The 23852-nt window shown below is 73.0% G+C and carries 20 protein-coding genes and 1 pseudogene; 7 read left to right on the top strand and 14 right to left on the bottom strand.

What is annotated here, in order from left to right; genetic code table 11:
• Positions 1-39 precede the first annotated feature (39 nt).
• Positions 40-981 (bottom strand): aldo/keto reductase, encoded by a 942-nt coding sequence (locus ABD437_RS27730; protein ID WP_344651880.1) that lies wholly within the window; start codon positions 979-981, stop codon positions 40-42.
• Between the two features lie 10 nt (positions 982-991).
• Positions 992-1246: a DUF6158 family protein gene (locus ABD437_RS27725; protein ID WP_344651879.1), complete on the bottom strand. Its 255-nt coding sequence runs from the start codon at positions 1244-1246 to the stop codon at positions 992-994.
• A 243-nt stretch (positions 1247-1489) separates the two neighbouring features.
• On the opposite strand from ABD437_RS27725, the gene ABD437_RS27720 reads away from it, so the two are divergent.
• From ABD437_RS27720 to ABD437_RS27695, 6 genes and pseudogenes are all read left to right on the top strand, one after another.
• Positions 1490-1867: an STAS domain-containing protein gene (locus tag ABD437_RS27720; protein WP_344651878.1), complete on the top strand. Its 378-nt coding sequence runs from the start codon at positions 1490-1492 to the stop codon at positions 1865-1867.
• 10 nt (positions 1868-1877) lie between these two features.
• The gene (gene serA, locus ABD437_RS27715; RefSeq protein WP_344651877.1) at positions 1878-3077 is read left to right on the top strand and encodes a phosphoglycerate dehydrogenase; all 1200 of its coding nucleotides are present in this window, start codon (positions 1878-1880) and stop codon (positions 3075-3077) included.
• A gap of 47 nt (positions 3078-3124) precedes the next feature.
• Complete coding sequence (locus ABD437_RS27710) at positions 3125-5089, top strand: SpoIIE family protein phosphatase (RefSeq protein WP_344651876.1); 1965 nt, start codon at positions 3125-3127, stop codon at positions 5087-5089.
• A 56-nt stretch (positions 5090-5145) separates the two neighbouring features.
• Positions 5146-5592, top strand: coding sequence for a hypothetical protein (locus ABD437_RS27705; protein ID WP_344651875.1), 447 nt, complete (start codon positions 5146-5148; stop codon positions 5590-5592).
• Between the two features lie 71 nt (positions 5593-5663).
• Positions 5664-8105, top strand: coding sequence for a protein translocase subunit SecD (gene secD, locus ABD437_RS27700; protein ID WP_344651874.1), 2442 nt, complete (start codon positions 5664-5666; stop codon positions 8103-8105).
• Positions 8105-9271: pseudogene (locus ABD437_RS27695) on the top strand (cation:proton antiporter); the annotation flags it as partial. The gene secD and the pseudogene ABD437_RS27695, both read left to right, overlap by 1 nt.
• 481 nt (positions 9272-9752) lie before the next feature.
• On the opposite strand, the gene ABD437_RS27690 reads toward ABD437_RS27695, so the two are convergent.
• On the bottom strand, positions 9753-10733 hold the full coding sequence (locus ABD437_RS27690) for a pirin family protein (RefSeq protein WP_344651873.1): 981 nt from the start codon (positions 10731-10733) through the stop codon (positions 9753-9755).
• 79 nt (positions 10734-10812) lie between these two features.
• On the opposite strand from ABD437_RS27690, the gene ABD437_RS27685 reads away from it, so the two are divergent.
• The gene (locus ABD437_RS27685) at positions 10813-11337 is read left to right on the top strand and encodes a VanZ family protein (protein ID WP_344651872.1); all 525 of its coding nucleotides are present in this window, start codon (positions 10813-10815) and stop codon (positions 11335-11337) included.
• A gap of 15 nt (positions 11338-11352) precedes the next feature.
• Here the strand turns inward: ABD437_RS27685 and ABD437_RS27680 are convergent, their stop codons facing one another.
• The 11 genes from ABD437_RS27680 to ABD437_RS27630 form a co-directional block, all read right to left on the bottom strand.
• The gene (locus ABD437_RS27680; RefSeq protein WP_344651871.1) at positions 11353-13620 is read right to left on the bottom strand and encodes a bifunctional diguanylate cyclase/phosphohydrolase; all 2268 of its coding nucleotides are present in this window, start codon (positions 13618-13620) and stop codon (positions 11353-11355) included.
• A gap of 290 nt (positions 13621-13910) precedes the next feature.
• Entirely contained in the window at positions 13911-14891 is a 981-nt protein-coding gene (locus ABD437_RS27675; protein ID WP_344651870.1) for an ROK family protein, read from the bottom strand.
• Positions 14892-14995: 104 nt separating this feature from the next.
• Positions 14996-15385, bottom strand: coding sequence for a PPOX class F420-dependent oxidoreductase (locus tag ABD437_RS27670; protein ID WP_344651869.1), 390 nt, complete (start codon positions 15383-15385; stop codon positions 14996-14998).
• Positions 15386-15419: 34 nt separating this feature from the next.
• On the bottom strand, positions 15420-16223 hold the full coding sequence (locus ABD437_RS27665; protein WP_344651868.1) for a hypothetical protein: 804 nt from the start codon (positions 16221-16223) through the stop codon (positions 15420-15422).
• Between the two features lie 2963 nt (positions 16224-19186).
• Positions 19187-19585 carry a hypothetical protein gene (locus ABD437_RS27660; RefSeq protein ID WP_344651867.1) on the bottom strand — a complete coding sequence of 133 codons (399 nt, stop codon included), beginning with the start codon at positions 19583-19585 and terminating at the stop codon, positions 19187-19189.
• On the bottom strand, positions 19582-20013 hold the full coding sequence (locus ABD437_RS27655) for a TadE family protein (protein WP_344651866.1): 432 nt from the start codon (positions 20011-20013) through the stop codon (positions 19582-19584). The genes ABD437_RS27660 and ABD437_RS27655 overlap by 4 nt, the downstream gene beginning before the upstream one ends.
• Complete coding sequence (locus tag ABD437_RS27650) at positions 20010-20414, bottom strand: TadE/TadG family type IV pilus assembly protein (RefSeq protein WP_344651865.1); 405 nt, start codon at positions 20412-20414, stop codon at positions 20010-20012. The genes ABD437_RS27655 and ABD437_RS27650 overlap by 4 nt, the downstream gene beginning before the upstream one ends.
• Positions 20415-20591 (bottom strand): hypothetical protein, encoded by a 177-nt coding sequence (locus ABD437_RS27645; RefSeq protein WP_344651864.1) that lies wholly within the window; start codon positions 20589-20591, stop codon positions 20415-20417. It abuts the gene before it with no gap.
• A 9-nt stretch (positions 20592-20600) separates the two neighbouring features.
• Positions 20601-21455, bottom strand: coding sequence for a type II secretion system F family protein (locus ABD437_RS27640; RefSeq protein WP_344651910.1), 855 nt, complete (start codon positions 21453-21455; stop codon positions 20601-20603).
• On the bottom strand, positions 21455-22345 hold the full coding sequence (locus ABD437_RS27635; RefSeq protein ID WP_344651863.1) for a type II secretion system F family protein: 891 nt from the start codon (positions 22343-22345) through the stop codon (positions 21455-21457). The genes ABD437_RS27640 and ABD437_RS27635 overlap by 1 nt, the downstream gene beginning before the upstream one ends.
• Positions 22342-23844 carry a TadA family conjugal transfer-associated ATPase gene (locus tag ABD437_RS27630; protein ID WP_425558263.1) on the bottom strand — a complete coding sequence of 501 codons (1503 nt, stop codon included), beginning with the start codon at positions 23842-23844 and terminating at the stop codon, positions 22342-22344. Before ABD437_RS27630 ends, ABD437_RS27635 begins: the two co-directional genes overlap by 4 nt.
• Positions 23845-23852: the final 8 nt, after the last annotated feature.

Raw genomic sequence — 23852 nt, 5'->3', positions numbered from 1 at the left:
GCCGATGATCCCCCGACCCACCGACAATTCCGCCGACCCTCAGGCGGGCACGAGTTCGTCGATGGCGGCCAGCTCCGCGGGCGACGGGACCCACTCCCCCGCCGCCGCGTTCGCCCGTACCTGCTCGGCGCTGGTGGCGCCGGCGATCACCGAGCCGCAGCCGGGTTGCGCGGCGAGCCCGCCGATCGCGATCTCGAGCAGCGAGCGCCCGGCCTCCGCGCCCCACTTCGCGAGCGCCTCGACCCGGTCGAGCTTCTCCTCGGTGACGTAGCCGTCGCGCCCGGCCAGCCGCGAGTTCTCCGGCACCGGCCGGCCCCGGCGCACCTTGCCGGTGAGCAGCCCGTTGGCCAGCGGGAAGTACGGCAGCACCCCGACGCCGTAGTGCCGGGCCGCCGGCACCACCTCGCGCTCGACGTCGCGCTCCAGCAGCGACCAGTGGTTCTGCGCCGAGACGAACGGCACCGTGCCGAGCTCGCGGGCGACGTGCGCGGCCTCCGCGAGCTGCCACCCGGTGAAGTTCGAGTGACCGAGGTAACGGACCTTGCCCGCGCGCACGAGCTCGTCGAGCGCGGTGAGCGTCTCGCTGATCGGCGTCGCCGGGTCGGGGGTGTGCAGTTGCAGCAGGTCGATGTGGTCGGTGCGCAGCCGGCGCAGCGATTCCTCGACCGCACGCCGGACGTAGGCGCGGCCACCCTTGGCGCCGGCGGCGGGCCCGTAGCCCATGTCGGTGCTCCGGTGCCCGAACTTGGTCGCGAGCACCACCTCGTCGCGACGACCGGCCAGCACCTCGCCCAGCACCGACTCGGACGCACCGCGGCCCCCGTAGGTGTCGGCGGTGTCGAGCAGCGTGACCCCGGCGTCGAGGGCCGCGTCGACCACTTCGCGGGTGCGTGCGACGTCCAGCCGGCCACCGAAGTTGTTGCAGCCGAGCCCGACCGCGGACACCAGCAGACCGGAGTTCCCCAGCGGTAGATAGCGCATGTTGTGAAGGCTAGGTCCGTGCGCGGGCGCCGGAGCGGAGTCGCCCGGGGTCCACCTCGCGCTGGGGGAAGCGCCGGAGGTACTCGCCTTCCAGCTCGGCGGTCCGCGCGGTGTGGGCGTCGAGCGCGTCGTCCGAACCGTGGCGGAGCGTCTCGTGGCGGGTTTCGTGCAGGCGCAGCAACTCCCGCAGCAGGTCGTCGTCGGCCAGCTGGTCGGGCCCGACACCGGTGGCGCCCGCGCCCCGCGCTTCGCCGCTGATCGTCATCGTCTCTCCCCTGATCTCGAGTGCACGAGGGCTTACCCGGGACGTCGACGGCTACGCGTTGTGATCTCGCCCAAAACTCCCTGCCGCGAGGCCGGTCACGTCGTGCGCCGTGGCCGCCACTACGATGACCGGGAGTCACGCCCCCGCATGACTCCCGGGTCGAGCAGACGGCCTCCACGCGTTGAGCGACGCGGTCGGTTCACGGTGTCCACGTCACCGCGTCCGCCGCAGGAGGACCCCCGCATGGACAATCGCACTTCTCGCAACAGTTACCTCGCCCCGGAGACCCGGGTCGCGTGCGCCGTGGCGCCCGGCCTGGTCACGATCACGCTCAACGGCGAGATCGACCTCCTCGTCATCGAGTCGCTCGACCAGGCCCTCGCCACCGCCGGTGAGGCCCAGCCCGCCGACGTCGTCGTCGACCTCGGCGGTGTGACGTTCATCGGCTCGCAGGCGCTGAGCTTCCTCGTCCGGTTGCACCACCTGACCGCCGAACAGGGCCGTTTGACCACGTTGCACAACGTTCCGCCGATGGTGCGCAAGGCGATGGTCACCGTCGGTCTGGACCTTCTGTTCGCGCTCGAAGAGGGCGGGATTTCGGGTCCGCGCGGAAGCGAGTGACAATAGGGCCATGCTCAAGGCCCTGCTGCTGGAGAACCTGCACCCCCACGCCGAGGCGATCCTCGGTGCGGCCGGCGTCGAGGTCGACGCCCGGTCCGGCGCCCTCGACGAGTCCGAGCTGATCGACGCGCTGTCCGGCGTCCACCTGCTCGGCATCCGTTCGAAGACGCAGGTCACCGAGCAGGTCCTCGAGAAGGCCCCCGAACTGCTGGCGGTCGGCGCGTTCTGCATCGGCACCAACCAGATCGACCTGGTCTCCGCGGCCGGGCGCGGTGTCGCGGTGTTCAACGCGCCGTTCTCCAACACCCGCAGCGTGGTCGAGCTCGCGCTGGCCGAGATCATCGCGCTCACCCGTCGTCTCACCGAGAAGAACAACTCGCTGCACGAGGGCGTCTGGGACAAGTCGGCCGAAGGTAGCCACGAGGTGCGCGGGCGTCGCCTGGGCATCGTCGGGTACGGCAACATCGGCAGCCAGCTCTCGGTCGTCGCCGAGGCCCTGGGCATGTCGGTCGGGTTCTTCGACACGGCCGACAAGCTCGCGCTGGGCAACGCTCGCCGCTACACCAGCCTCGACGACCTGCTCGACTGGGCCGACGTCGTCACGCTGCACGTGGACGGGCGCTCGGGCAACGCCGGGCTGTTCGGCGAGGCGCAGTTCGCGCGGATGCGGCCGGGGGCGATCTTCCTCAACCTGTCCCGCGGCTTCCTGGTCGACATGGAGGCGCTGCGCGCGCACATGGTCAGCGGTCACCTGGCCGGCGCGGCCGTCGACGTGTTCCCGGAGGAGCCGAAGAAGCGCGGCGACGAGTTCCACTCCGAGCTGCGCGGCCTGCCGAACGTCATCCTCACCCCGCACATCGGCGGCTCCACCGAGGAGGCGCAGGAGGACATCGGCCGGTTCGTCGCCGGCAAGCTGCGCAGCTTCCTGGAGACCGGCAGCACGACGCTGAGCGTCAACCTGCCGCCGCTCAACCTCGAGCAGAACCCGGGCACCCACCGGCTGGCGCACCTGCACCGCAACACGCCGGGCGTGCTGGCCACCGTCAACCGGATCCTGGCCGAGCACGGCGTCAACATCGAGGGCCAGTTGCTGAACACGCGCGGCGAGCTGGGGTACGTCGTCACCGACATCCCCGGCGCGCTCTCCGACGACGTGCTCGCGGCGCTCGAGTCGATGCCGGAAACGGTGTGCCTGCGCCAGCTAGGCTGACGCACCGGTCTCGACGGACGGGGGCCTTCGCGGACGGAGCGACAGGGGTGAAGCTCGCTAGGCGGGCCTTGCTGCGGCGCACGCTGCAGGGCCGACGACGGATCTGGATCGCCGGTCGCGGCCGGTGGCTCGTGGCTGCCCTGCTGCCGCTCGCCGCCGGGCTGGTCATCCTCAGCACGCCCACCGGCGACGTGATGCCGGCGTTCCTGTTCCTGTTCGCGGTGATCGGCGCGACGGTGATCGGCGGCCGTGGCCCCGGCGTGCTCGCGGCCGTCGTCGCCACCGCCGCGCTCGCGGTCTCGTTCGCGCTGCGCGAATCGGCCGTGGAGCAGGACGGCCGGTGGGTGTGGGCGGTGGTCTTCTTCGGGCTGACCGTCGCGGCGGTGGCGTGGGTCGACAACCTGTTGAGCGACGCCGCCCGCCGCGCCACCGCACTCCTGGACCCGCTGGTGGAGGCGGCTCCGGCGGGCATCGCGCTGTTCGACCGCGACCTGCGGTTCGTGCGGGCGAACTCGGCGTTGGCCGGGCTGACCGGGCGCCCGGCCGCGGACCACCTCGGCCGCGCGGTCACCGACGTGCTCCCGGACGCGCCGGCCGAGCTGATCGAGCGCCTGGGCGCCGTGGTCACCTCCGGTGCGCTGGTACGCCACGAACCGCTGGAGATCACCGCGCGGTCGGGTGCGGTACGGCAGGTCGCGGTCGACGCGTTCCCGGTGCGGCTGTCCCGCGAGGGCCCGATCACCGGGGTCGGCGCGGTGCTCACCGACGTCACCGAACGCAACCGGCTCGAGCTGCTCGAGCGCGAGGCCGAGCAGCTGCAGGCCACGGCCAGGGTGACGCACCGGCTGCTGGAGTCGCAGCGCATCGCGCAGCTGGCCGGCTTCGAGATCAGCGTCTCCGAACCGCGGCACGTGTGGTCGCGTGAACTGTGCGCGCTGATGGGGCGGGACGCGCCGCCGGCGACCGACGCGGAGGCCGTCGCCCACCTCCACCCCGACGAGCTGGAACGTGTGCTCGCGGTGCAGAGCCGGGCGCTGGTCACCGGCCTGCCGTTCACGCTCGAGACCCGGATGGTCCGCACCGACGGCTCGGTGCGTGACGTGCTCGTGCACGCCGAAGCCGTCCGCGCCGGCGACGACCCGGACGCCGCGGTCGTCGGGCTCTGGGGGGTGGCCCAGGACGTGACCGACGCCAAAGCCGCCGAGGACGAGTTGGAGGCGGCCCAGGGTGAGCTGGTCGCCGCCCAGCAGGACGTCGCCGAGGCCCGCGAGGAGATCGAGGCCGAACGTCTGCTGCTGGAGCTGTTCCAGCGGGCGATGCTGCCGGCCGAGCTGCCCGACGTCCCCGGCGGGGACATGAAGGCCGACTACCTCGCGGTCGCCGACCGGATCGACGTCGGCGGCGACTGGTACGACGCGTTCGGGCTGCCCGACGGCCGGATCGCGCTGTCGATCGGTGACGTCGTCGGGCACGACCAGCAGGCCGCCGCGATCATGGGCCAGGTCAGGGCGATCAACCGCGGCTACATGCTGGAACACCCCGACCCGGGTTCGGTGCTCAGCCGGTTGAACCGGCTGATGGTGGTCGCGTACCCGAGCGGGACGCTGGTCAGCGCCGTGGTCTTCCTCTACGACCCGGGCACCGGGCAGCTCGACTGGTCGAACGCCGGGCACCCGTTCCCGCTGCTGGCGGCGCCCGAGGTGAGCGTGTTGAAGAGCGCGGACCCGATCCTCGGCGCCGCGGTCGGCCGCACCTACACCACGCACACGGTGACGATGCCCGAGGGCAGCACGCTGCTGTCGTACACCGACGGGCTGATCGAACGGCGCAACGTCGACCTCGACCTGGGTCAGGAGAAGCTGGTCGGGACGCTGTCGCGGATCGTCGCGGCGAACGGTCCGGTCTCGGCCCAGTCGGTGATCGACCAGGTCACCGCCGGTATGACGGCGTCCGAGACGCTCGAGGACGACGTGTGCGTGCTGGCGCTCCAGCGTCTCACGGACACCGATTGACCGATTCCTCACGTAAGGTGGGGTCACCGCCGGCTCTGAGAGGACGTCCTCGACCGATGACGCACGCCCCGCGACCGCTCCGTCGTGCGCGGCGGGCCGGAGCCCGGTTCGCGCTGGCGCTCTGCGCCGCGGTGCTCGCGGCGGTGGGGCTGGGGGGCGCGGCGGCGCCGGCGTTCGGAGCGTCCCCGGGTGCGGCCAATAGCGGCAGTGCCGTCGGGTACGGCGCGACGCCGACGCCCGCGACGGCGCGGGCGGTGGGGAACGGGGCGGTCAGCGGAGCGGCGAACCGGGTTCGGCCGAACAGTCAGCCCGAGAACTCCAAGCCGGTCCAGGCCGCGGTGCACCGCGGTCAGATCGACGTGCTGCCGGTCGCGGTCACCGACGCGCGGCTCGGCCTGATCGTGCCGATGCTCCTCGCCGGTCGGGCCCTGGCCAGCGCACCCAGCCGGGCTCCGCCGGCTCCGGCCGGCCTTCCCGACACCCGCGCACCACCCTCCTCCTGACGACGTCGAGCCGTCCGGCCCGCGCCGCCTGAGCTGCGCGCCGGTTCCCGCCCTTGTCCGGAGGACCACCCATGACACGCGCCACCCTGGCGCGCGCGGTTTTCGCGTGCGCCATCGTCGCCGTCTCGATCTACCTGACCGTCACGTCCAGCCCGCGGCTGGGGCTCGACCTGCGCGGCGGCACCCAGATCGTGCTGGAGACCAGCGACACCTCGACCACCAAGGCCAACGCCGAAGCCACCGACCGCACGGTGGAGGTGCTCCGCCGACGCATCGACGCGCTCGGCGTCACCGAACCGACGATCACCCGATCCGGCGAGAACCGGATCATCGTCGAGCTCCCCGGGGTGCAGGACCCGGCGGAAGCGGCCGCGGTCATCGGCCGCACCGCCCAGCTCACCGTCCGCCCGGTGCTCGGGTACGACGAATCCGCCCGGCCCACCCCGGGCGCTACCCCGAGCGGCGGTTCCGCGTCGCCGACTCCCAGCGGTAGTCCGGCGGCGACGCCGACTCCCAGTGGCAGCCCGGCCGCGACCCCGGCTCCCAGTGGCAGCCCGGCGGCGACGCCGGACGTGAAGGCGCCTCCGGCGGATCCCGGGAAGGAGATCACGCTCACCGACGACTCGGGGATCCCGCTGAAGCTCGGCGCCGCCGCCCTCACCGGTGAGGGCATCGCCAACGCGGCCGCGAACTTCGACGCCACCAGCGGTCTGGGCTGGTTCGTCACCGTCGACTTCCGGGGGGCCGGCGAACAGGCCTGGGAGACCGTCACCGGCAAGGCGGCCTGCTCGCCGTCGGGCGACCCGACCCGCCGCGTCGCGATCGTCCTCGACCAGGAGATCGTCTCCGCACCCCAGGTCGGCGAGGACGTGCGCTGCAACGTCGGCATCACCGGCGGCTCCACCCAGATCACCGGCCAGTTCTCCAAGGCCGAGGCCAACGACCTGGCGCTGCTGGTGAAGGCCGGCGCCCTCCCGGTGCCGGTGGAGACCGTCGAGCAGCGCACGGTCGGCCCGACCCTGGGCGCCACCGCGATCCGCGCGAGCGCCGAGGCCGCCATCCTCGGGGTGGCCCTCACCATCGGCTTCCTGCTCCTGGTCTACCGGCTCTCCGGCCTGGTCGCCGCGATCGCGCTGGCCGGCTACGGCGTGCTCTCCTACGGTGCGCTCACCGCGCTCGGCGCGACGCTGACGCTCCCAGGCCTCGCGGGCTTCGTCCTCGCGATCGGCATGGCCATCGACGGGTGCGTGCTGATCTTCGAGCGATCACGGGAGGACTTTGTCGGCGGGGTGTCCAAGCGCGGCCTGCCCGCCGCGGTGAGCAGCGGGTTCAAGAACGCGTTCTCGGCGATCGCCGACTCGAACGTCACCACGCTTCTCGCCGCCGGCCTGCTGTTCTTCCTGGCGTCGGGCCCGGTGCGTGGCTTCGGCGTGACGCTCTCGCTCGGTGTGCTGGCCTCCATGGTCAGCGCGCTGTTGTTCACGCGCGTGCTGATGGAGCTGCTCGTCTCGTCGGGGTGGGTCCGGCGGCACCCGAGCTGGACCGGGTTGTCCGGACCGGGCCGCGTGCAGCGGTGGATCACCAGCCGCAATTTCCACCTGATGCGGCACCGCCGGGTGTTCCTGTCGGTGTCGGCCGTGCTCGTCGTGCTCGCGTTCGCGGGCATCGGGCTCCGCGGGCTGAACCTCGGCGTCGAGTTCACCGGCGGCCGGCTGATGGAGTACACGACCACGCAGTCGATCTCGATCGGCGATGCGCGCGAGGCCGTCGCCGACGCCGGTTTCCCGCGTGCGGTGGTGGTGGAGTCCGGCGATTCCGACGTCAGCGTCCGCACCGAGAAGATCACCGACGCGGAGGAGCAGCAGATCCGCGCCGCGCTCGCCGAGGCGTCTGGCGGCTCGGTGGAGCGCATCCGGGACGAGCAGATCGGACCGTCACTCGGCGACGAGCTGCGTACCAAGGCCCTGATCGGGTTGGCGGTCGCGCTGCTCGCTCAGGCCGCGTACCTGGTGATCAGGTTCCGGTGGACGTTCGCGATCTCCTCGGTGCTCGCGCTGCTGCACGACGTCGTCATCGTGGTGGGTCTGTTCGCCTGGCTCGGGAAGAGCCTGGACGGGGTGTTCCTCGCGGCGCTGCTCACGGTCATCGGTTACTCGGTGAACGACTCCGTGGTCATCTTCGACCGTGTCCGGGAACGCTGGCGCGGCGCCAACCGCCAGACCCCGTTCGCGGACGTGGCCAACGAGGCCGTGCTGCAGACCGTGCCCCGCACCGTGAACACCGGTCTCGGCGCGCTGTTCATCCTCGGTGCGCTGGCCTTCCTGGGTGGTGACTCGCTCACCGACTTCGCGATCGCGCTGCTGGCCGGCGTGATCGTCGGCACGCTGTCGTCCGCGGTGACCGCCACACCGCTCGCGGTGGTGCTGGAGAAGCGGTGGCCGGGGCGCATCCGCGGTAACGGCTCGTCCGCGAAGAGGCCGCCGGTGAAGGCGGGTTCCGGAGCGGTGGTCTGATGCACATCGGAGAGATCCTGCTCGCGCTCGGCGGCGCGTTCCTGGCCGCCGGGATTCTCGCCCGGCTCGGCGCCAAGATCGGGCTGCCGACGATTCCGCTGTTCATCCTGGCCGGGGTCCTGCTCGGCCCGCACACACCGGGTCTCGCGCTGGTCTCCGACCCGGGGTACTTCGAGCTGCTGTCCAAGCTCGGACTGGTGTTCCTGCTGTTCTACCTCGGGCTCGAATTCCACCTGGACGACCTGATCAACGGCGGGCGGCGGCTCGTCGCGGCCGGGATCGGGTATCTGGTGCTGAACATCGGCGGTGGGCTGGCGTTCGGGTTCGCGCTCGGCTGGGGAACACGCGAGGCGTTCGTGCTGGCCGGTGTCGTCGGTATCTCGTCCTCGGCGATCGTGTCCAAACTGCTCATCGAACTCGGCCGGCTCCGCAATCCGGAGTCGCGGCTGATCCTCGGCATCATCGTGGTCGAGGACGTGTTCCTGGCGTTCTACCTGGCGGCGCTGCAGCCGGTTCTGGGCGACGCCACGAGCCCCGGCGCGGCGCTCGTCGAGTTCGGAATCGCGTTCGTCTTCCTCGTCGCGCTGTTCGGGCTGGCACGGTGGGGTTCCCGGCTCGTCTCACGTCTGCTGGACGTGCGTGCCGACGAGCTGCTCGTCGTGATGTTCGTGGGGCTCGCGGTCGTGGTGGCGGGGGCCGCCGAGGAACTCGGGGTCTCCGACGCGATCGGCGCGTTCATGATCGGCCTGGTGATCGGGTCGACGCCGCACGCGAAGCGGGTCACGACGCTGGTGCACCCGCTGCGTGACGCGTTCGCCGCGATCTTCTTCTTCACGTTCGGGTTGACGATCGACCCCGGCGACGTCGTGTCGGTGGGGGTGCCGATCGCGATCGCGGTGGTGCTCACGATCGTGCTGAACGCGATCGCCGGGCTCGGCGCGGCCCGGCTGTACGGGTTCGACCGGCGGGCCGGCACGAACGTCGCGGTGACCGTGCTGACCCGGGGCGAGTTCTCGATCGTGCTGGGCACGCTGGCGATCGGCGCGGGGCTCGACGCCAGGGTGGCCGCGTTCGCGGCCGGGTACGTGCTGGTGCTGGCGATCATCGGGCCGCTGGCGGTGGTGCGGACGGAGTGGTTGTCGCGCCTCGTTCCCACTCGGATCCTCCCGGCCCCGACCGGCCCACCACCGGACCGGCCCGAGGACAGCTCGGACGCCGACGCGGACGGGCCCGACAACCCCGGGCCGGCCGGGGGCCGGGCCGACAACCCCGGGCCGGGCTCGGAGCGGGCCGACAGCCGTGGGCCGGGCGCGGAGCGGGCCGACAACCCCGGGCCGGACGCGGAACGGGCCGACAGCCGTGGGCCGGGCGCGGGCTTGGCTGGGCCGGGCTCGGGTTCGGCTGGGCCGGGCTCGGGTTCGGCTGGGCCGGGCTCGGATGGGCCGGGCTCGGGCGCGGATGGGCCGGGCTCGGGCGCGGATGGGCCGGGCTCGGGCGCGGATGGGCCGGGCTCGGGTTCGGGCTTGGATGCTGTTCCGGGGCCGCGGGGTGCGGATGCCGATGAGGAGGCGAGTACCGCTTCTCGGTAGGTGGGCGCTGACGACGAGGCCCCGGATCGCGCGGTGCGATCCGGGGCCTCGGTGCGTACTACTCCGTCTCGCCGGAGACACCACCGTGAGCAGCGGGGATGCTGCCGAGCCGACCGGCCCGGAAGTCCTCGAAGGCCTGCACGACCTCGGCCCGGGTGTTCATCACGAACGGCCCGGACATCGCCACCGGCTCCCGGATCGGCTGCCCACCGAGCAGCACGACGTCGAGGCTGGGATGCCGCGAATCCTGCTTCGGATCGGCCGCGACCGTGATCGTGTCGCCGTCCTCGAGCACCGCGAGCTGCCCGGTACGGATCGGGCGCTGCTTCGCCCCGACGGTGCCGTCACCCCCCAGCACGTACACCAGCGCGTTGAAATCCGGACGCCACGGCACGGTGACCGACGCGCCCGGGCTCAGCGTGGCGTGCACGATCGTGATCGGCGTGTGGGTGGAGCCGGGCCCGGCGTGTCCGTCGAGTTCACCGGCGATCACCCGCAGCAGCGCACCACCGTCGTCGCTGCTGAGCAACGCCACCTTGCTCCCCCGGATGTCCTGGTACCGGGGCTGGGCGAACTTCAGCGTCTTCGGCAGGTTCACCCACAGCTGCAGACCGTGGAACAACCCCCCGCTGGCTACGATGTGTTCCGGGGGCGTTTCGATGTGCAGGATGCCCCCACCAGCGGTCATCCACTGCGTGTCGCCGTTGGTGATCAGCCCGCCGCCGCCGTTGGAGTCCTGGTGGGCCATCTCGCCGTCGATCATGTAGGTGACGGTCTCGAAACCCCGGTGCGGGTGCCACGGCGTGCCCTTGGGTTCCCCGGCGCCGTACTCGACCTCACCCATCTGGTCCATGTGGATGAACGGGTCGAGCGCGCGGAGGTCCACACCGGCGAAGGCCCGCCGGACCGGGAAGCCTTCACCCTCGTAGCCCTGCGGCGCGGTGGTCACGCTGGTCACGAGTCGTGGGCGGTCCACGGCGGGGTCGATCGGCGTGATCCTCGGTAGGACCAGCGGGTTCTCGACGGTGACTGCGGGCATCGGGAGCCTCCCTCGGGTTGTTTCCCACCCTCAATGTAGATGACGTGTCAACGATTCCCGCTGTGGCACGATGCGACGCGTGATCGGGGCAGCGTGGGGCGGCGTGGTGGCCGTGGCGTTCCTGGCTCTGATCCCGGCGGCCGGGGTGGCGATCGCGCTCGCGCGCCGGCGGGGCGGGCCGCACCCGTGGCGGTACTCGTTCGCCGAGGTGGGGATGGTGGTCGGTACCGCGCCCTGGCTGTGGATGATCCTGACACCCCGCGGCTCCGGGCGCTCGGTGGAGGCCGTTCCGATCGTCGGACTGATATATCAATTGAGTGGTAGTCCGGCCGTCGCGGTCGAACAGATTGGCGGCAACCTGCTGGTGTTCGCGGCGTTCGGCGTCTGCGCCCCGTTGCGCTGGTCGCTCCGGGTGCGGACGGTGGCCGCGCTCGCGTGCACGGCTTCGGTGGTCGTGGAGCTCGCCCAGTACGCACTGTCGATCGGCCGGGTGACGAGCGTCGACGACGTCCTGCTCAACACCGCGGGCGCCACGCTGGCCGCGTCCGGCGTCCGCCTGCTGTCGGTGCTCCTGAAGCGCCGCCAGGCGCGCGCAGTTGCCTGAACCTGGAGCCCGCGCTCAGAGGGGCAGTGGGTCGTCGATCAGGTCTTGATCGAGAAGGGCCAGGAACGCGTCGACGACTATCGGGTCGAACTGGGTGCCTCGGGCGCGTTCGATCTCGTCGCGGGCCGAGCGGGCGTCCAGCGCCGGCGCGTAGGGGCGGTCCACGCGCATCGCCGCCCAGCTGTCGCAGACCGCGATGATCCGCGCGCCGAGCGGGATGTCCTCCCCCTTGATGCCCTCGGGGTACCCGAGCCCGTCCCACCGCTCGTGGTGCGCCGCGACCAGCGGAGCGAGCGCCGCGTGCCCGCCGACGCCGCGCAACAGCCGCGCCCCCTCCTCGGGGTGGCAGCGCAACGCTCCCCACTCGGCGTCGGTGAGCGGATCGGTCTTGCGCAGGATCGCCGCGCCGACACCGAACTTCCCGATGTCGTGCAGCCGCCCGGCCGCGACGACCTGGCGCAGCTCGATGTGGTCGAGTGCCAGGTACCCCCCGACCAGCAGGCACCAGCGCGCCACCGCGGTGCTGTGTTCGTGGTCGCTGAGCACCCGGTCGACCCGGTCGGCGAGCCAGGCCAGCTCGGGAGGGACGTCGACGTCGTCGGCGAGCGTGCGACGGTCGGCCCGCCCGGCCACCACGACCCGGTCGCCCCCGCGTTCCTTGGCGTCGTTGAGCGCCCGGTCGGCGTCGCGCACCAGCCGGTCCATGTCCAGCGTCGGCTCGTCGTCGTCCTCGGCGAGCGTCGCCTGCCCGGTGGCGGTGGCGACGCCGAACGACGCGGTCACGGCCACCGACGCGCCGCTCCCGACGACGATCGACGTCCGGCGCAGTGCCTGCCGGAACCGCTCCGCAACCTCCATCGCCGCTTCCTCGTCGGTCTGCGGCAGCAGGCAGGCGAACTCTTCGACGCCGTAGCGGGCCAGCACGTCACCCGGCCGCGCGGCGATGCGCAGCCGGTCGGCGACCTGCACCAGCACCGCGTCGCCGGCGGCCCAGTCGTGCTGCTCGCCGATGCCGGCGAACGAGTCGAGATGGGCGAGGATCAGCGCGGCCCGCCCGTTGCCGTGCAGCGCCCGACGGGCCTCCACGCCCAGCAGCGCCTGGAAGAACGGGCGGTTGTAGAGGCCGGTGAGCCCGTCGGTGACCGCGGTGCGCCGCTGTTCCTGCAGCGCTTCGTCGAGTTGCTTGGCCAGCCGGGTGCGTTCGCGTGTCGTCAGCGCCTGGCGGGCGAGCAGACCGGCGAGGACCAACGCGGTGACGCCGAGCCACACTGTGTCGACCTTCTGGTTGCGGATCTGGTCCACACCGACGAGTAGCGCGACGACGAGTCCGGAGATGAGGACCGCACCGAAGGCGCGGTCGTGGTCGAACCGTTCCATGGGTGGTTCCACGTCCGGGTGCCGGATCGCGGCCAGACCTCCGAGGGTGAGAAAGACGGCCTGCGTCTGCCAACCGAGGTTCAGCAGGCTGGTGTCGCTGAACGAGTTGCCGGCGTCCGCGAACGCGTAACCGGCGTCGGCGACGATGCCGACCCCGAACCCGATCACCGTGAGCAGGATCGAACACGGGACGCCGCGGTGCCCGGACAGGCCGGCGCCGATCAGCGCGAGGACGAACAGCAGGCCGACGGCCGGGTACGCGAGGTCGACGAGGACGTCGGGATTCACCGGGTCGGCGCCGCTGAGCAGGCGCCACCCGATCGAACCGACCGCGAGCACGACCAGCGCCGCGTCGAGCAGGGCCCGCGCGCGCCAGAGTTTCCTGGTCTCGACGAAACCGATCCAGGCGGCGGGTACCAGCGCCGCGTAGGCGACCGTGTAGGCGACGTCGGAAACCGGCAGCGATTTGTCCGTGTCGACGGCGGCGGTGAGCCGGTCGTCGGCCAGCCACACGCCCCAGACGCTCCAGACCACTTCGCCGACCAGCCAGCAGACGTGCGAGACGGCGAGCCACGTCCAGATCTTCCGGATCCGGCCGGTGCTGGCCCGTACCGCGAAGACACCGGCGACGGCGGCCGCGCCGATCGGTAACAGGTACAGCGCATCGGTGACCAGCGGTGCGGCCCACGAGTCGGAGGCGAACACCGCGAACACCTGGTACAGCACCAGCCAGGCCAAACCGCAGGCGGCGGACGCCCGGCACAGCTCGTCGCGGCAGACCGCCCGGCGGTGGGCGGAGAACGCGGCCGCACGGCGCCGGTCCTCTTCCCGGTCCTCGGCAGCCCCGGGGAGCGCGCCGTCGTGGTTGACCGCACGTTTGTCGCCGGAGCCGGGCGAGAAAGTCACGACTTCCCGAGCGTTGCGGCGAAAGTGCCCTGATGGCAGCCGCGCGCGTCGACGCGACCGTCGAGAACGGACTGTCGTACGCGAGAGCACCCGAACACGGCTACACCATGGCAGATACGCGGGCATCCGTACCGCCCCGTAGAGGCCCCAAATCCGCTCTGCGACGAAGTGCCCCCGGCCTGAGGGCCTAATGGGGGACACGAGGGCACCATTCGGTCGTACCCGAGCGGAGGAGGATCCCGGTCGTCGGACCGAATCGGACAGTGGGCCGATCCCCGCCGTCCGGCGCGTTACTGGCGCGTGCGGGCGAGGTCGGCGGCGCCGATCAAGCCGGCGTCCGAACCCAGGCGCGCGGGTTCGATGCTGGCCTCCTGCCGGTACCCGCGCCCGGGGAGGCTGCGGCGGAACTCGTCGCGTGCCGGTTCGAGCAGCAGTTCGACGCTCTCGCTGTCGGGCGGTGCGGCCACCCCGGCCAGCGCCGCGACCAGTCCCCCGCCGATCACCACGCGCCCCGGGTCGAGCACCGAGGCCACCGTGGCGATCCCGGTACCGAGCCAGCGTCCCAGCTTCTCCACCATCTCGACGGCAGTCGGGTCGCCCTCCCGCGCCGCCGCCACCACGACCCGGTACCCGATCTCGTCGACGTCGCCGCCGCTCTTGGTCAGCAGCGGCTCGGCCGCACCCACGCCGGCTTTCACGAGCTCCCTGGCCTCACGGGCCAGCGCCGCCCCGGACGCGTACATCTGCCAGCACCCCCGGTTGCCGCAGCCGCACAGCAGCCCACCGGGCACGACCGGAATGTGCCCGTACTCCGCCGCGACCCCGAACCGGCCCCGGTACGGACGCCCGTCGACGACGAACCCGCCGCCGAGCCCGGTGCCGATCACGCAGCTGACCAGGCTGGTCTCCCCCACCCCGGCGCCGAACCGGATCTCGGCCCAGGCCGCCGCGCTGCCGGAGTTCTCGACCACCACCGGAATCGCGAGCGACCGCTCGAGCTCGGCGCCGATCGGCAGGTCGGCCCAGCCGGCCAGCGACGAGAACAACACGGTCGACCGGTCCCGGTCGACGAAGCCCGCGACACCCAGACCGACCGCCGAGAGCGTGTAACCGCCCCGAAAAGCATTCACCAGCGCCCGGACGCAGGGCACCAGGTCGGCGGGGCGCGGCGGAGTGGGCACGGTCTGCCGGATCAGCACCCGGCCATCGGTGTCGACCAGGCCGGCCGCGATACGGGCGCCGCCGACGTCGACCCCAACGACCAGACCCATGCGTCTCCTTCGTTCGCGCCGTCACCCGCCACCTTCACGTCTTCGTCCGGTGGTGGCCACCCGGACACGCCGGGGTGCTCCCAGCATGCCGAACGCGCGCCCGTTCAGACCCGGCGGGATCCTTTCTGCGTGCCGAGGCCCCAGCTGAGGATCCAGCGCGGACGGATGCGGATGAGCTCGCCGCTGACGTACGAGTTCGCGGGTGGCTGATCGGTCAGCGCCTCGGCGTCGCCCCGGATCTCGATGCCCCGGACCCGCCAGGGGTGCACCGACGCGATGTCGTCGACGACGAACGCGACCCCGCTGTTGCGCTGCACGTTCCGGAACTTCCGGCTCGCACCGAGATTGAAGCCGCTGATGTCGATCGCGCCGGTCTCGTCGTCGACCGTGAACGCGACCGGGTTGTTCTGCGGCCGGCCGTCGGCGTCGACGGTCGCCAGCCGACCGAGTCGTTGGCCGGCCAGGTACTCACGTTCCGCCTCGTCAAAGATCATGCCGACGATCGTGCGAGGTGAAGTTCGCTTGAGGTCAAGGGTGCTTCGGTACGAGCGCGGAGTCGACGAACAACTCCGCGAGGCTCCCCAGCCGCGTGGGCGAGAGTCGCGCCGCGAGCAGCTCCGGCTCCCTGACGCCGAGGAAAGCCGCCGACATCGCGCCGTCCCCGGTGATGTCGAGTGGCCATCGCCCCAGGTCACCGCGGATCGACGCGACGACGCCGACCCCGCACCGGCCGGTGGTGGTCAACTCGGCGTCCAACTCACCGAGCGCGATCGTCTCCTCCAGGTCGGGATCGGCCGCGAGCAGCACGGTCGGCACCCACTCGTCGTCCTCGACGTCGTCCTTCGCGGCGTGGCGACCGGGCGCGTCGGGCTCCAACCCCAGCGCCTGCGACACCCGGCGACGCATCCGCCCGATGCCGTCGGCGATGCTGGCGACCGGCTCGATCCGGCCGTCGCCGATCATCGCGAGGTTGTCGGCCTGCTCGGTGTCGAGGCCCGCGACGAGGATCTCCAGGTCGTCGCTCCAGGGATTGCCCGCGAGCTCCGCGCCGACGTGCCGGAGCAGGTCGTCCGCGCGCCAGGCGTCGCCGGTGAGCGTGAGGACGCCGAGCCGCTCGACGTCGAGCAGCAACGCGGCCGCGCCGCGGGTGCCCACGGTGACCAGCATCGGGAGCGGGGCGGGCACCCCGGTGGTGTCGGGCAGTTCGGCGTCGGCCGGAAGTTCCCAGGAGAGCTCTCCGCCGGTCCAGGGCTCGGGCGGGTTCGGGCACGGCCGGTCGAGAACGAGGCGGACCACGCCGCGCTCGACCCAGGCCCCGGTGACGTCGGGCATCGTGTCGGCGTCCCGGTCGGCCAGGGCCGTGGAGAGGGCACGCAGAGCCGTGTCGAGTCGCTGGTTGGCGTCCGGTTTGGCGGCGGGCGGGGGTTCGATCGAGCTACGCGGCCGGGGTGGCGCGGCGACGAACCCGTCCCGGGCGATCGTGGGGGTCTTCTTCCGGGTGGGAGGGGTCTTGGTGCCGCGGTGACGCCGGTGACGGCCGACGACGGCTTCCTGACGCCGGGTGCGTGCGAGCAGGAGCGCGGCGAGCAGGCCGGCCCCGGCGAGGGGAACCCCGATCGGCAGCAGCGGCGAGAGTTCTTCGCTGTGGGAGGTGGGTTGGGTCCGCGGATCGCCGTTCTGGTGGGGGGCAGGGGTGGACGCGTCGGAGTCCGGCCTCGGGGTGTTGGTGGGAGCTTGCTCGGGCGGTGCTGCGGTGCCCGGGGCTGCGGTGCCCGGGGCTGCGGTACCCGGGGCTGCGATACCCGGCGCGGGGGTGGCCGGGGCGGGGGTGCCTGGGGCTGCGGTGCCTGGGGCTGCGGTGCCTGGTGCGCCTTCGCCAGGGGCGGGTAGGCCTGGCCGATCCGGGTTTGGGGTGGTTGTGCCCGGTGCGCTCGGGCCTGGTGTGCTTGGGGCGGCGGTGCTCGGCTTCGGCAGCGCGGGGTTGCCCGGCGCGGGGTTGCCCGGCGCGGGGTTGCCCGGCGCAGAGTTGCCCGGCGCAGAGTTGCCCGGCGCAGAGTTACTCGGGGCCGCGGTGCCTGGTGCACCCTCGCCGGGTGCGGGCCGGCCCGGCCGATCCGGGTTGGGCGTGGGCCTTCCCGGGGCGCCCGTGCCCGGCGCCTCGGTGCGCGGCGCCCCAGCGCCCGGCGTGGGTGCGGACGGCGCAGGCGTGCCAGGGGCGGGCGCGCCAGGGGCGGGCGTGCGCGGCGCGGGAGTGCTGGGCGCAGCCGAACCTGGTGCTCCGGGGCCCGGAGCAGGCCGGGTGGTCGAAGGTGCGCTGGGCGCAGGGACAGTCGGGGCCGCAGTACCCGGTGCCCCTTGCCCCGGCGCAGGCGTACGCGGCCCAGGTGCGGGCGCACTCGGCCGAGGCGCACTCGGCGTGGGCACGCCAGGCGCAGGCGTGCCAGGCGCAGGCGTGCCAGGCGCAGGCGTGCCAGGCGCGGGTGCGCTGGGCCCAGGCATGCCAGGCGCGGGTGCGCTGGACCCAGGCGCGGGTGCGCTGGGCGCGGGAGCCGTGGGCGGAGCAGTGCCCGGCGCTCCCTGCCCGGGCGCAGGTGTACGCGGCCCAGGCGAAGCCGGCGCAGATGCACTCGGCGCAGGCGCGCTCGGCGCGGGGGCCGAAGGCGCCGGCGTGCGCGGCGCGGGAGTTGAAGGCGCAGCCGCACTCGGCGCGGGAGCGGACGGTGCAGCCGTTCCCGGCGCCCCCTGGCCCGGCGCAGAAGTACGCGGCCCGGGCGAAGTCGGCGGGGATGCGCTGGGGGCAGGCGTGCTCGGCGCGGGCTTGGTTGGAGGGATTGATGGAGCTGGTGTGCGGGGAGATGGGGTGCTTGGTGTTGGGGCGGAAGGCGCGGGCGGGGCCGGGTTACCGGGGGCCGGGGTGGAGGGCGTGGCTGGGTTCGTGGGGGCGGCGGCGACGCGGCCGGTGGCGTGGTTGTCGGAGCCTCGGTCCTGCGCACCGGGCGGTAGCTGGATCCGCTGGCCGGGCCGGATCTCGTCCGGATCCGCGAGCCCGCTGCCGGTCGCCAGCTCCGGATACCGATCCGGGTCACCGAGGAACCGCTCGGCCACGTCGGACAACTGGTCCCCGGGCGCTACGACGTAGCTGTCGCCCGCCTTCTGCACCGGCCCGGCCGCGTACTGCGACGCGCCCCGGTCATGCGCCTCGGCCGGCAACACGATCCGCTGCCCCGGCCGGATCTGGTCCGCATCGGACAGTCCGCTCGAACGGGCCAGTTCGGGATACCGATCCGGGTCACCGAGGAACCGCGCGGCCACGTCGGCCAACCGATCCCCCGGTGCGACCACATACGTGCTCCCCCCGGCCGCCACCGGCCGAACCGCGCTCCCCGGCACACCACCGTTCTCCCCCACGAACACCACCGTGCGCACCGGCAACGGCGGCACCGTGTGGTACGCACCCTCCCGCGCCCCACTCTCGTGGAACCCACCCGGCCGCACTCCGCCCTCACGGAACGCACCCGCCTGAGCCCCACCCTCGCGGAACCCACCCGCCTGAGCCCCACCCTCGCGGAACCCACCCTCGTCGACGGCACCGGCTCGGGGCGCACCGGAATCACCCCCCGCCTCCCGGCCGCCTACCGAGCCGGGCGCACCCGCTCGATCCTCACCGCTCCAGCCCGCCTCGGTGGCCCCCACCTCGTGAACCGCCGCCCCGTGGGTCGCGCCGGCATCGCGCGGGGAAGCCGAGGACCACGGCGCGGTGCCCGCGTAGCTCGTCACCACCGGAGCGGTCCCGATCGAGGCGGGCAGCGTCGCCGCACCGGCCACCGCCGACGAGCTCCCGATCAGCGCGACCGCCGCGATCAGCGTCGCCGCTATCCGTTGTTGGGTTCGTAAGCCCGGCAACCGGGGCGCCGGCCGGCGTCGTACCGCCGCGGGCACCTCCACCAGCACCGACAGGGCGAACGTGACCCACCCGGCCCAGCCCACCACGGTCAGCGCGCGCAGGAACAGCGTTCCGTCGTCGGGTGAGGTCAGTGCCTGGCCGGCCTCGGCCAGCGACGGCACGTGGTCGGGCAGCGGGTTGCCGCCGAGCACCGCCAGCAGCACCGGCACGCCGACCAGCGCGCCCACCAGCACCGCCAGCGCCACCAGACCGGACAGCACCTGCCGCGCCCGGCCGGGACCGCCCGCCCGACCGGGACCGCCCGCCCGACCGGGACCGCCCGCCCGACCGGGACCGCCCGCCCGGCCGGGACGCCGGGCCGTGGACGTGGAGCTCATCGACGCCTCCTCCTTCACTCGGTGCGCAGTACTGCCGTGGCCCGGCCGGTGACCCGGATCGTGGTGATCCCGATCAGGCTGAGCATCGCGGTGTCGCGGGTGATCGTGACCTCGACGGTGACGGCCTTTCCGTCCTCGCCCACCACCGCCGTGCCGGGCACGCCGGCGGCGGCGAGGTACTCGCGCGCGGCCTGGCTCGCCAACTCGGGGTCGAGCTGTTTCTCGCCGCCCGGGATCGCCGTGCCGCCGTCGATTCCCTGCCCGGCGGCGCGGGCCGCTTCGGCGGCGATGTTGTCGGCACGCTGCATCGCTCGCAGCCGCGCGCCACCGTCGGCGACCATCCCGATCAGGATCAGCACCCCGGCGAGCGCGATCGCCAAGAAGACGCTGACCCTCCCCCGGTCGTCGTTCACGATCGGCTCCGGTACACGTCCAGCGGGCTGGTGAACGTCGCCGACAGGGTCCGGTTGCCGGGCAGGCCGGGGATCGCGATGTCGGAGAACGCCACCGAGCAGGAGACGGTCGCGGTGACGGCGGCCGCCTGCCCGACCGGTCGGGCGAACTGGCTGGTGTCGACGGTGATCGTCACCGGGTCGCAGTGCAGGCCCTGGGCGTCGAGCACGCTCTTCGCGGCGTCGTTCCCGCGGGCCTGGGCGGTGCCGGCCGTCCGGGAGATCGACGCCGCCCTGGCCGCGTCGTGCGCGGCGCCCTCGATCGCGGTCTGGGCGACGGTCTGCCGCCCGATCACCGCCGCCACCGCGATCAGCAGCAGGAACGCCGGCACGAGGATCGCGAACTCCACCGCGATCGACCCGCGCTCCCCGTCCGGGCGGGGCGTCACGGCGCCGCGTCCCCGTCGTCGGTCGTGAACCGCTCGACCTCACCGCGCGCGGTCTCGGTGACCGTGAACGTGAAACCGGGGATCAGCGAGATCGCCTGGCCGGTGACGGTCGTCGTCACCTGCTCGCCGTCGCGGCGCACGTCGACCCGGCCGGCGTCGAGCCAGTCGCCGGCCCGGGACAGGAAACGGTGCCCCCGGTCCTCGCCGGCGCCCGCGGGAGCGCCGGCGACACGCTCGGCGGTCGCGGCCTCCTGCGCCGCCGAGAGCGCGACCGAACGGGCCATGAACACCGCCGCGACCTGGATCGACGCGAACAACGCCAGCAGCACGGCCGGGGCCAGGATCGCCAGCTCCACCGGCGACGATCCCCGCTCCCCCCGGACCCGGCGGAAAGCACGCATCTACGGAGCCGAGTTCATCGCGTTGTTGGCCTTCGTCGTCGCCCACGCCACGACCGCGGCCGCCAGCACCGCGAGCCCCGCGATGATGATCGACGTCGGCACCGGGCCGTCGCCGCGGTCGCGCTCCCGCGTCAGCTCCTGCACCCGTAGACACAGCGCCACGTACAGCTTGATCATGCGACTCCCTCAGATGCGGGTCATGAACGGATAGAGCACGAAGAGGACGAGTACGAACACCAGCGCCGCACCCGGGATGTCGAGCCGGGACGTGATCGACTCGGCCTTCGCGAGGTCGGTGGTGCGGATCTGGTCGCGCAGCGAGTCGGCCTGCTCGCGCAGCGTCTGTTGCACCTGGGCACCTTCGGTGCCGGACGACTGCATGATCGCGCCGACGTCCCCCAGCTCGGCGACGCCGATCTCCTGGCTCATCAGGCGCAGCTCGGCCCACGGGAAGCGCATCTGCAGCTGCGCACGGAGCAGGGCCTCGCGGATCCGCTGGAAGACCCAGCCGTCGCACACCGTGGCGGCCTGCTCCAGCGCCTGCACCGGCCCGTGGGCGGCCGCGAGCTGCAGCGCGACCAGGTCCAGATAGGTGCACACGGCCCGGACGAACTCGGCGCGCGCGCTCGCGGCCTTCTCCACGACGTCCCGGTGGGCGACGACCACGAACAACACCGCGAACACCAGCCCGGCCGCCACCGGGATCGTCACCGGCAGCCGGATGCCGGCCGCGGCGAAGATGAAGCCGGCCACCGGTGGCGTCGCGAGCCCGATCAGTGCGGAGAGCAGCAGCGAGAGCAGGTACTGCTCACGCGTGCGCCCGAGCAACGCCAGGTCACGCGAGGGAACGCGGATCCGGCGCGCCACTCCGGACAACAGCGACGTCGACGATCCGGCGGAGTCGGTCGGCGACTCGTGCAGCCGACGCAACGCCGGACCGAGCGCGGGCACGGCCGGCAGCGCCTCGCGCACCAGCAGGAACGCGCCGCCGCCGACGGCCGCGCCGCCCAGCACCGCGGCCGGTAACTGCCAGGTCGCGATCACTGGTCACCGTCCGACGGCACCGACAGGAACCGGGGCGCCCGCGGCGGCAGGCTCATCGCACGCACCCACGCCAGCAACGCGACGAAGACGCCACCGAGCCCGGCCATCACGAGCTGCCCGGTGGTGGTTCCGTACGGCGCCATGTAGTCCGGCCGGCTCGCCCCGTAGACCAGCACGAGCACCGTCAGACCGGTGAGGAAACGCACCGCGAACCGGGGCTGCGTCCGCTTCGCCTCCACCTCACGCCGCGTGGCCACTTCGGCCGCCGCCGCGGACGCGATCGAGTTGAGGACGTCACCGAGGTGCTCGCCGCGGTCGGACAGGTGCAGGATCAGCGCGGCCACGACCTGGTCGCAGACCGGGTCGGCGATCTCGTCGGCGAACCGGAGCATCGCGATCCGCCCGTTCCAGCCGGCCTGCAGCCGGGCGGCGAGCGTGCTGATCTCGGTGGAGATCGCGGCCGGCGCGGTCGCGGTGGACGACACGATCGCCTGCTGCAACCCCACCCCGGTCGCGGAGATGTCCTTGAGCCGTCGCGTCCACTCGCCGACCGCCTCGATCCGCTGGATCGCCCGCTTCTCGCTGTTGCCGACCGTGAACAGCCACGGCACACCGGGCACGGCCACCGCCGCCAGCAGCCCGGCGATCGGCATCCGGGTGAACAGCCACCCGAGCACCCCCGCGGCCAGCGAACCGAGCAGCAAAGCCCGGCGTATCCGCCGGTCGTGCGCGTTCAACCCGGCGCCGTTCCACACCCGCCTCCACCACAACACCGACGACGACGTCGGGCGCGGCGGCCGCGCGGTGCCGACCAGCGCGAACACGCCGAGCACGACGCCTCCGACCACGAGCGCACCGCCGATGCCGGCGATCAGCCGCAGGTTCACACCATCACCCCCGCCGTGGTCGTCGGAACCCGGTTGAGCAGGCTGTCCAGCGGCTGGCGCCAGGCCCCGTGCCCGGCCTCGATCCACCCGGCCAGCGCGCGGGCGTCGTAACCGACACGCAGGAGTTGATCGCGGATGCGGCCCGGCAGGTGCTTGGGCACACCCCGGCCGTCCACGCCGGGGCCGAACACGGTCGTGGTCGCGACCCGGTCGGCCATCACCCCGTCCACTTCCTCGATGTGCGAGACGAACCGGTGCTTGCGTCCTCCGATCGGCGTCTCGTCCTGCACGGTGACGTAGACGACCAGGTCGAGGGCGTTGCCGGCCATGCGCCGGGCCAGCTCGACGGTCATGTCCTTGCCGTGCGAGAGCGAGAGCTCGATGATCCGCTCGGTGACCGCCTGCGGGGTGCGGGCGTGGATCGTGCACATCGACCCGCGTGAGGTCGTCATCGCCTGCAGCATCGGCACGATCTCGCGGGAACGCACCTCACCGACGATCACCCGCAGCACACCCAGGCGCAGCGACAGCGGGATCAGGTCGGCGATCGTCACCTCACCGGCCGGACGCCCGGCCAGGTCACGCTCGCCGTGGCCTTCGCGGGCCTCGAAGCTCATCGCCCACGGGTGGCGCGGCGAGGCGTGCAGGCCCAGTTCGCGGGACTCCTCGAGGACGACGAACGCCTCCTGCCGCGGGATCTCGGCCGCCAGGGCACGCAGCAGCGTCGTCTTTCCCGCGCCGGCCAGGCCCGCGACCATGATGTTCAGGCCCGCGCGCATCGCCGCCGAGAGGAACTCGCCCATCAGCGGGTCGATCATCTCCGACAGGTCACCGCGCCCACCGGCCAGGTCCGGCAGCGTCACGTCCAACGTGGAGTGGCGCCGGATCACCGCGTACGGGCGGTGCGAGACCTGGTAGACGGCGGCCAGCCGGGACCCGTCGGGGAGCTGGAGGTCCAGCACCGGACGGGAGGTGGAGAGCGAGCGCTCGGTGGACCCCGCGCGGCGGGCCGCGGTCTGGAGGATCTCGACCATCTCGTCGTCGGACTCGGCGATCGGGTGGCCGGACTCCACCGCGCCGGAGCGGCGGGTGATACGGACGCGGTCGCAGCCGAGGATGTGGACCTCCTCGATCGTCGGGTCGGCGAGCAGGGCCTGCAGCCGCCCGAGCCCGACGAGGTCGGCGACCACCGCGTCGAGCAGCGCCCGTTCGTCGCCGGCTCCGAGCGGCACGCCCGCCCGCCGCTGGGCGTCGACCCACTCGGCGACCTGCTGACCGGCGACCCGGTCCCGCTCCCGGCGGCGATCGTCGTCGGCGGCCTCGGGGTGGTTACGCAGCCACATCGACAGGCGTTCGCTGATCTGACGCCCCAGCAGGCGCACCGCGGAGTAGTCGACCGCGGTGACCGGCGCCGCGTGACGCGGCCCGCCCTGCAGGTGTGGCGGCGGTGGTGGCAGCCGGCGCGGCGAGGGTTCGACCACCGAGGGCGGCAGGAACATCACCTCGG

The organism is Cryptosporangium japonicum (assembly GCF_039524755.1).
Classification (GTDB): domain Bacteria; phylum Actinomycetota; class Actinomycetes; order Mycobacteriales; family Cryptosporangiaceae; genus Cryptosporangium; species Cryptosporangium japonicum.
The sequence above is the reverse complement of the archived record's forward strand: the minus strand, read 5'-3'. Positions and strand labels throughout refer to the sequence as shown.

What these genes read in the sequence shown, in the direction of transcription:
- ABD437_RS27730 (WP_344651880.1), bottom strand. Translation starts at nt 981, where the DNA reads ATGCGCTATCTACCGCTGGGGAACTCCGGTCTGCTGGTGTCCGCGGTC.
- ABD437_RS27725 (WP_344651879.1), bottom strand. Translation starts at nt 1,246, where the DNA reads ATGACGATCAGCGGCGAAGCGCGGGGCGCGGGCGCCACCGGTGTCGGG.
- ABD437_RS27720 (WP_344651878.1), top strand. Translation starts at nt 1,490, where the DNA reads ATGGACAATCGCACTTCTCGCAACAGTTACCTCGCCCCGGAGACCCGG.
- serA (WP_344651877.1), top strand. Translation starts at nt 1,878, where the DNA reads ATGCTCAAGGCCCTGCTGCTGGAGAACCTGCACCCCCACGCCGAGGCG.
- ABD437_RS27705 (WP_344651875.1), top strand. Translation starts at nt 5,146, where the DNA reads ATGACGCACGCCCCGCGACCGCTCCGTCGTGCGCGGCGGGCCGGAGCC.
- secD (WP_344651874.1), top strand. Translation starts at nt 5,664, where the DNA reads ATGACACGCGCCACCCTGGCGCGCGCGGTTTTCGCGTGCGCCATCGTC.
- ABD437_RS27690 (WP_344651873.1), bottom strand. Translation starts at nt 10,733, where the DNA reads ATGCCCGCAGTCACCGTCGAGAACCCGCTGGTCCTACCGAGGATCACG.
- ABD437_RS27675 (WP_344651870.1), bottom strand. Translation starts at nt 14,891, where the DNA reads ATGGGTCTGGTCGTTGGGGTCGACGTCGGCGGCGCCCGTATCGCGGCC.
- ABD437_RS27670 (WP_344651869.1), bottom strand. Translation starts at nt 15,385, where the DNA reads ATGATCTTTGACGAGGCGGAACGTGAGTACCTGGCCGGCCAACGACTC.
- ABD437_RS27665 (WP_344651868.1), bottom strand. Translation starts at nt 16,223, where the DNA reads ATGCCCGACGTCACCGGGGCCTGGGTCGAGCGCGGCGTGGTCCGCCTC.
- ABD437_RS27650 (WP_344651865.1), bottom strand. Translation starts at nt 20,414, where the DNA reads ATGCGTGCTTTCCGCCGGGTCCGGGGGGAGCGGGGATCGTCGCCGGTG.
- ABD437_RS27645 (WP_344651864.1), bottom strand. Translation starts at nt 20,591, where the DNA reads ATGATCAAGCTGTACGTGGCGCTGTGTCTACGGGTGCAGGAGCTGACG.
- ABD437_RS27630 (WP_425558263.1), bottom strand. Translation starts at nt 23,844, where the DNA reads ATGTTCCTGCCGCCCTCGGTGGTCGAACCCTCGCCGCGCCGGCTGCCA.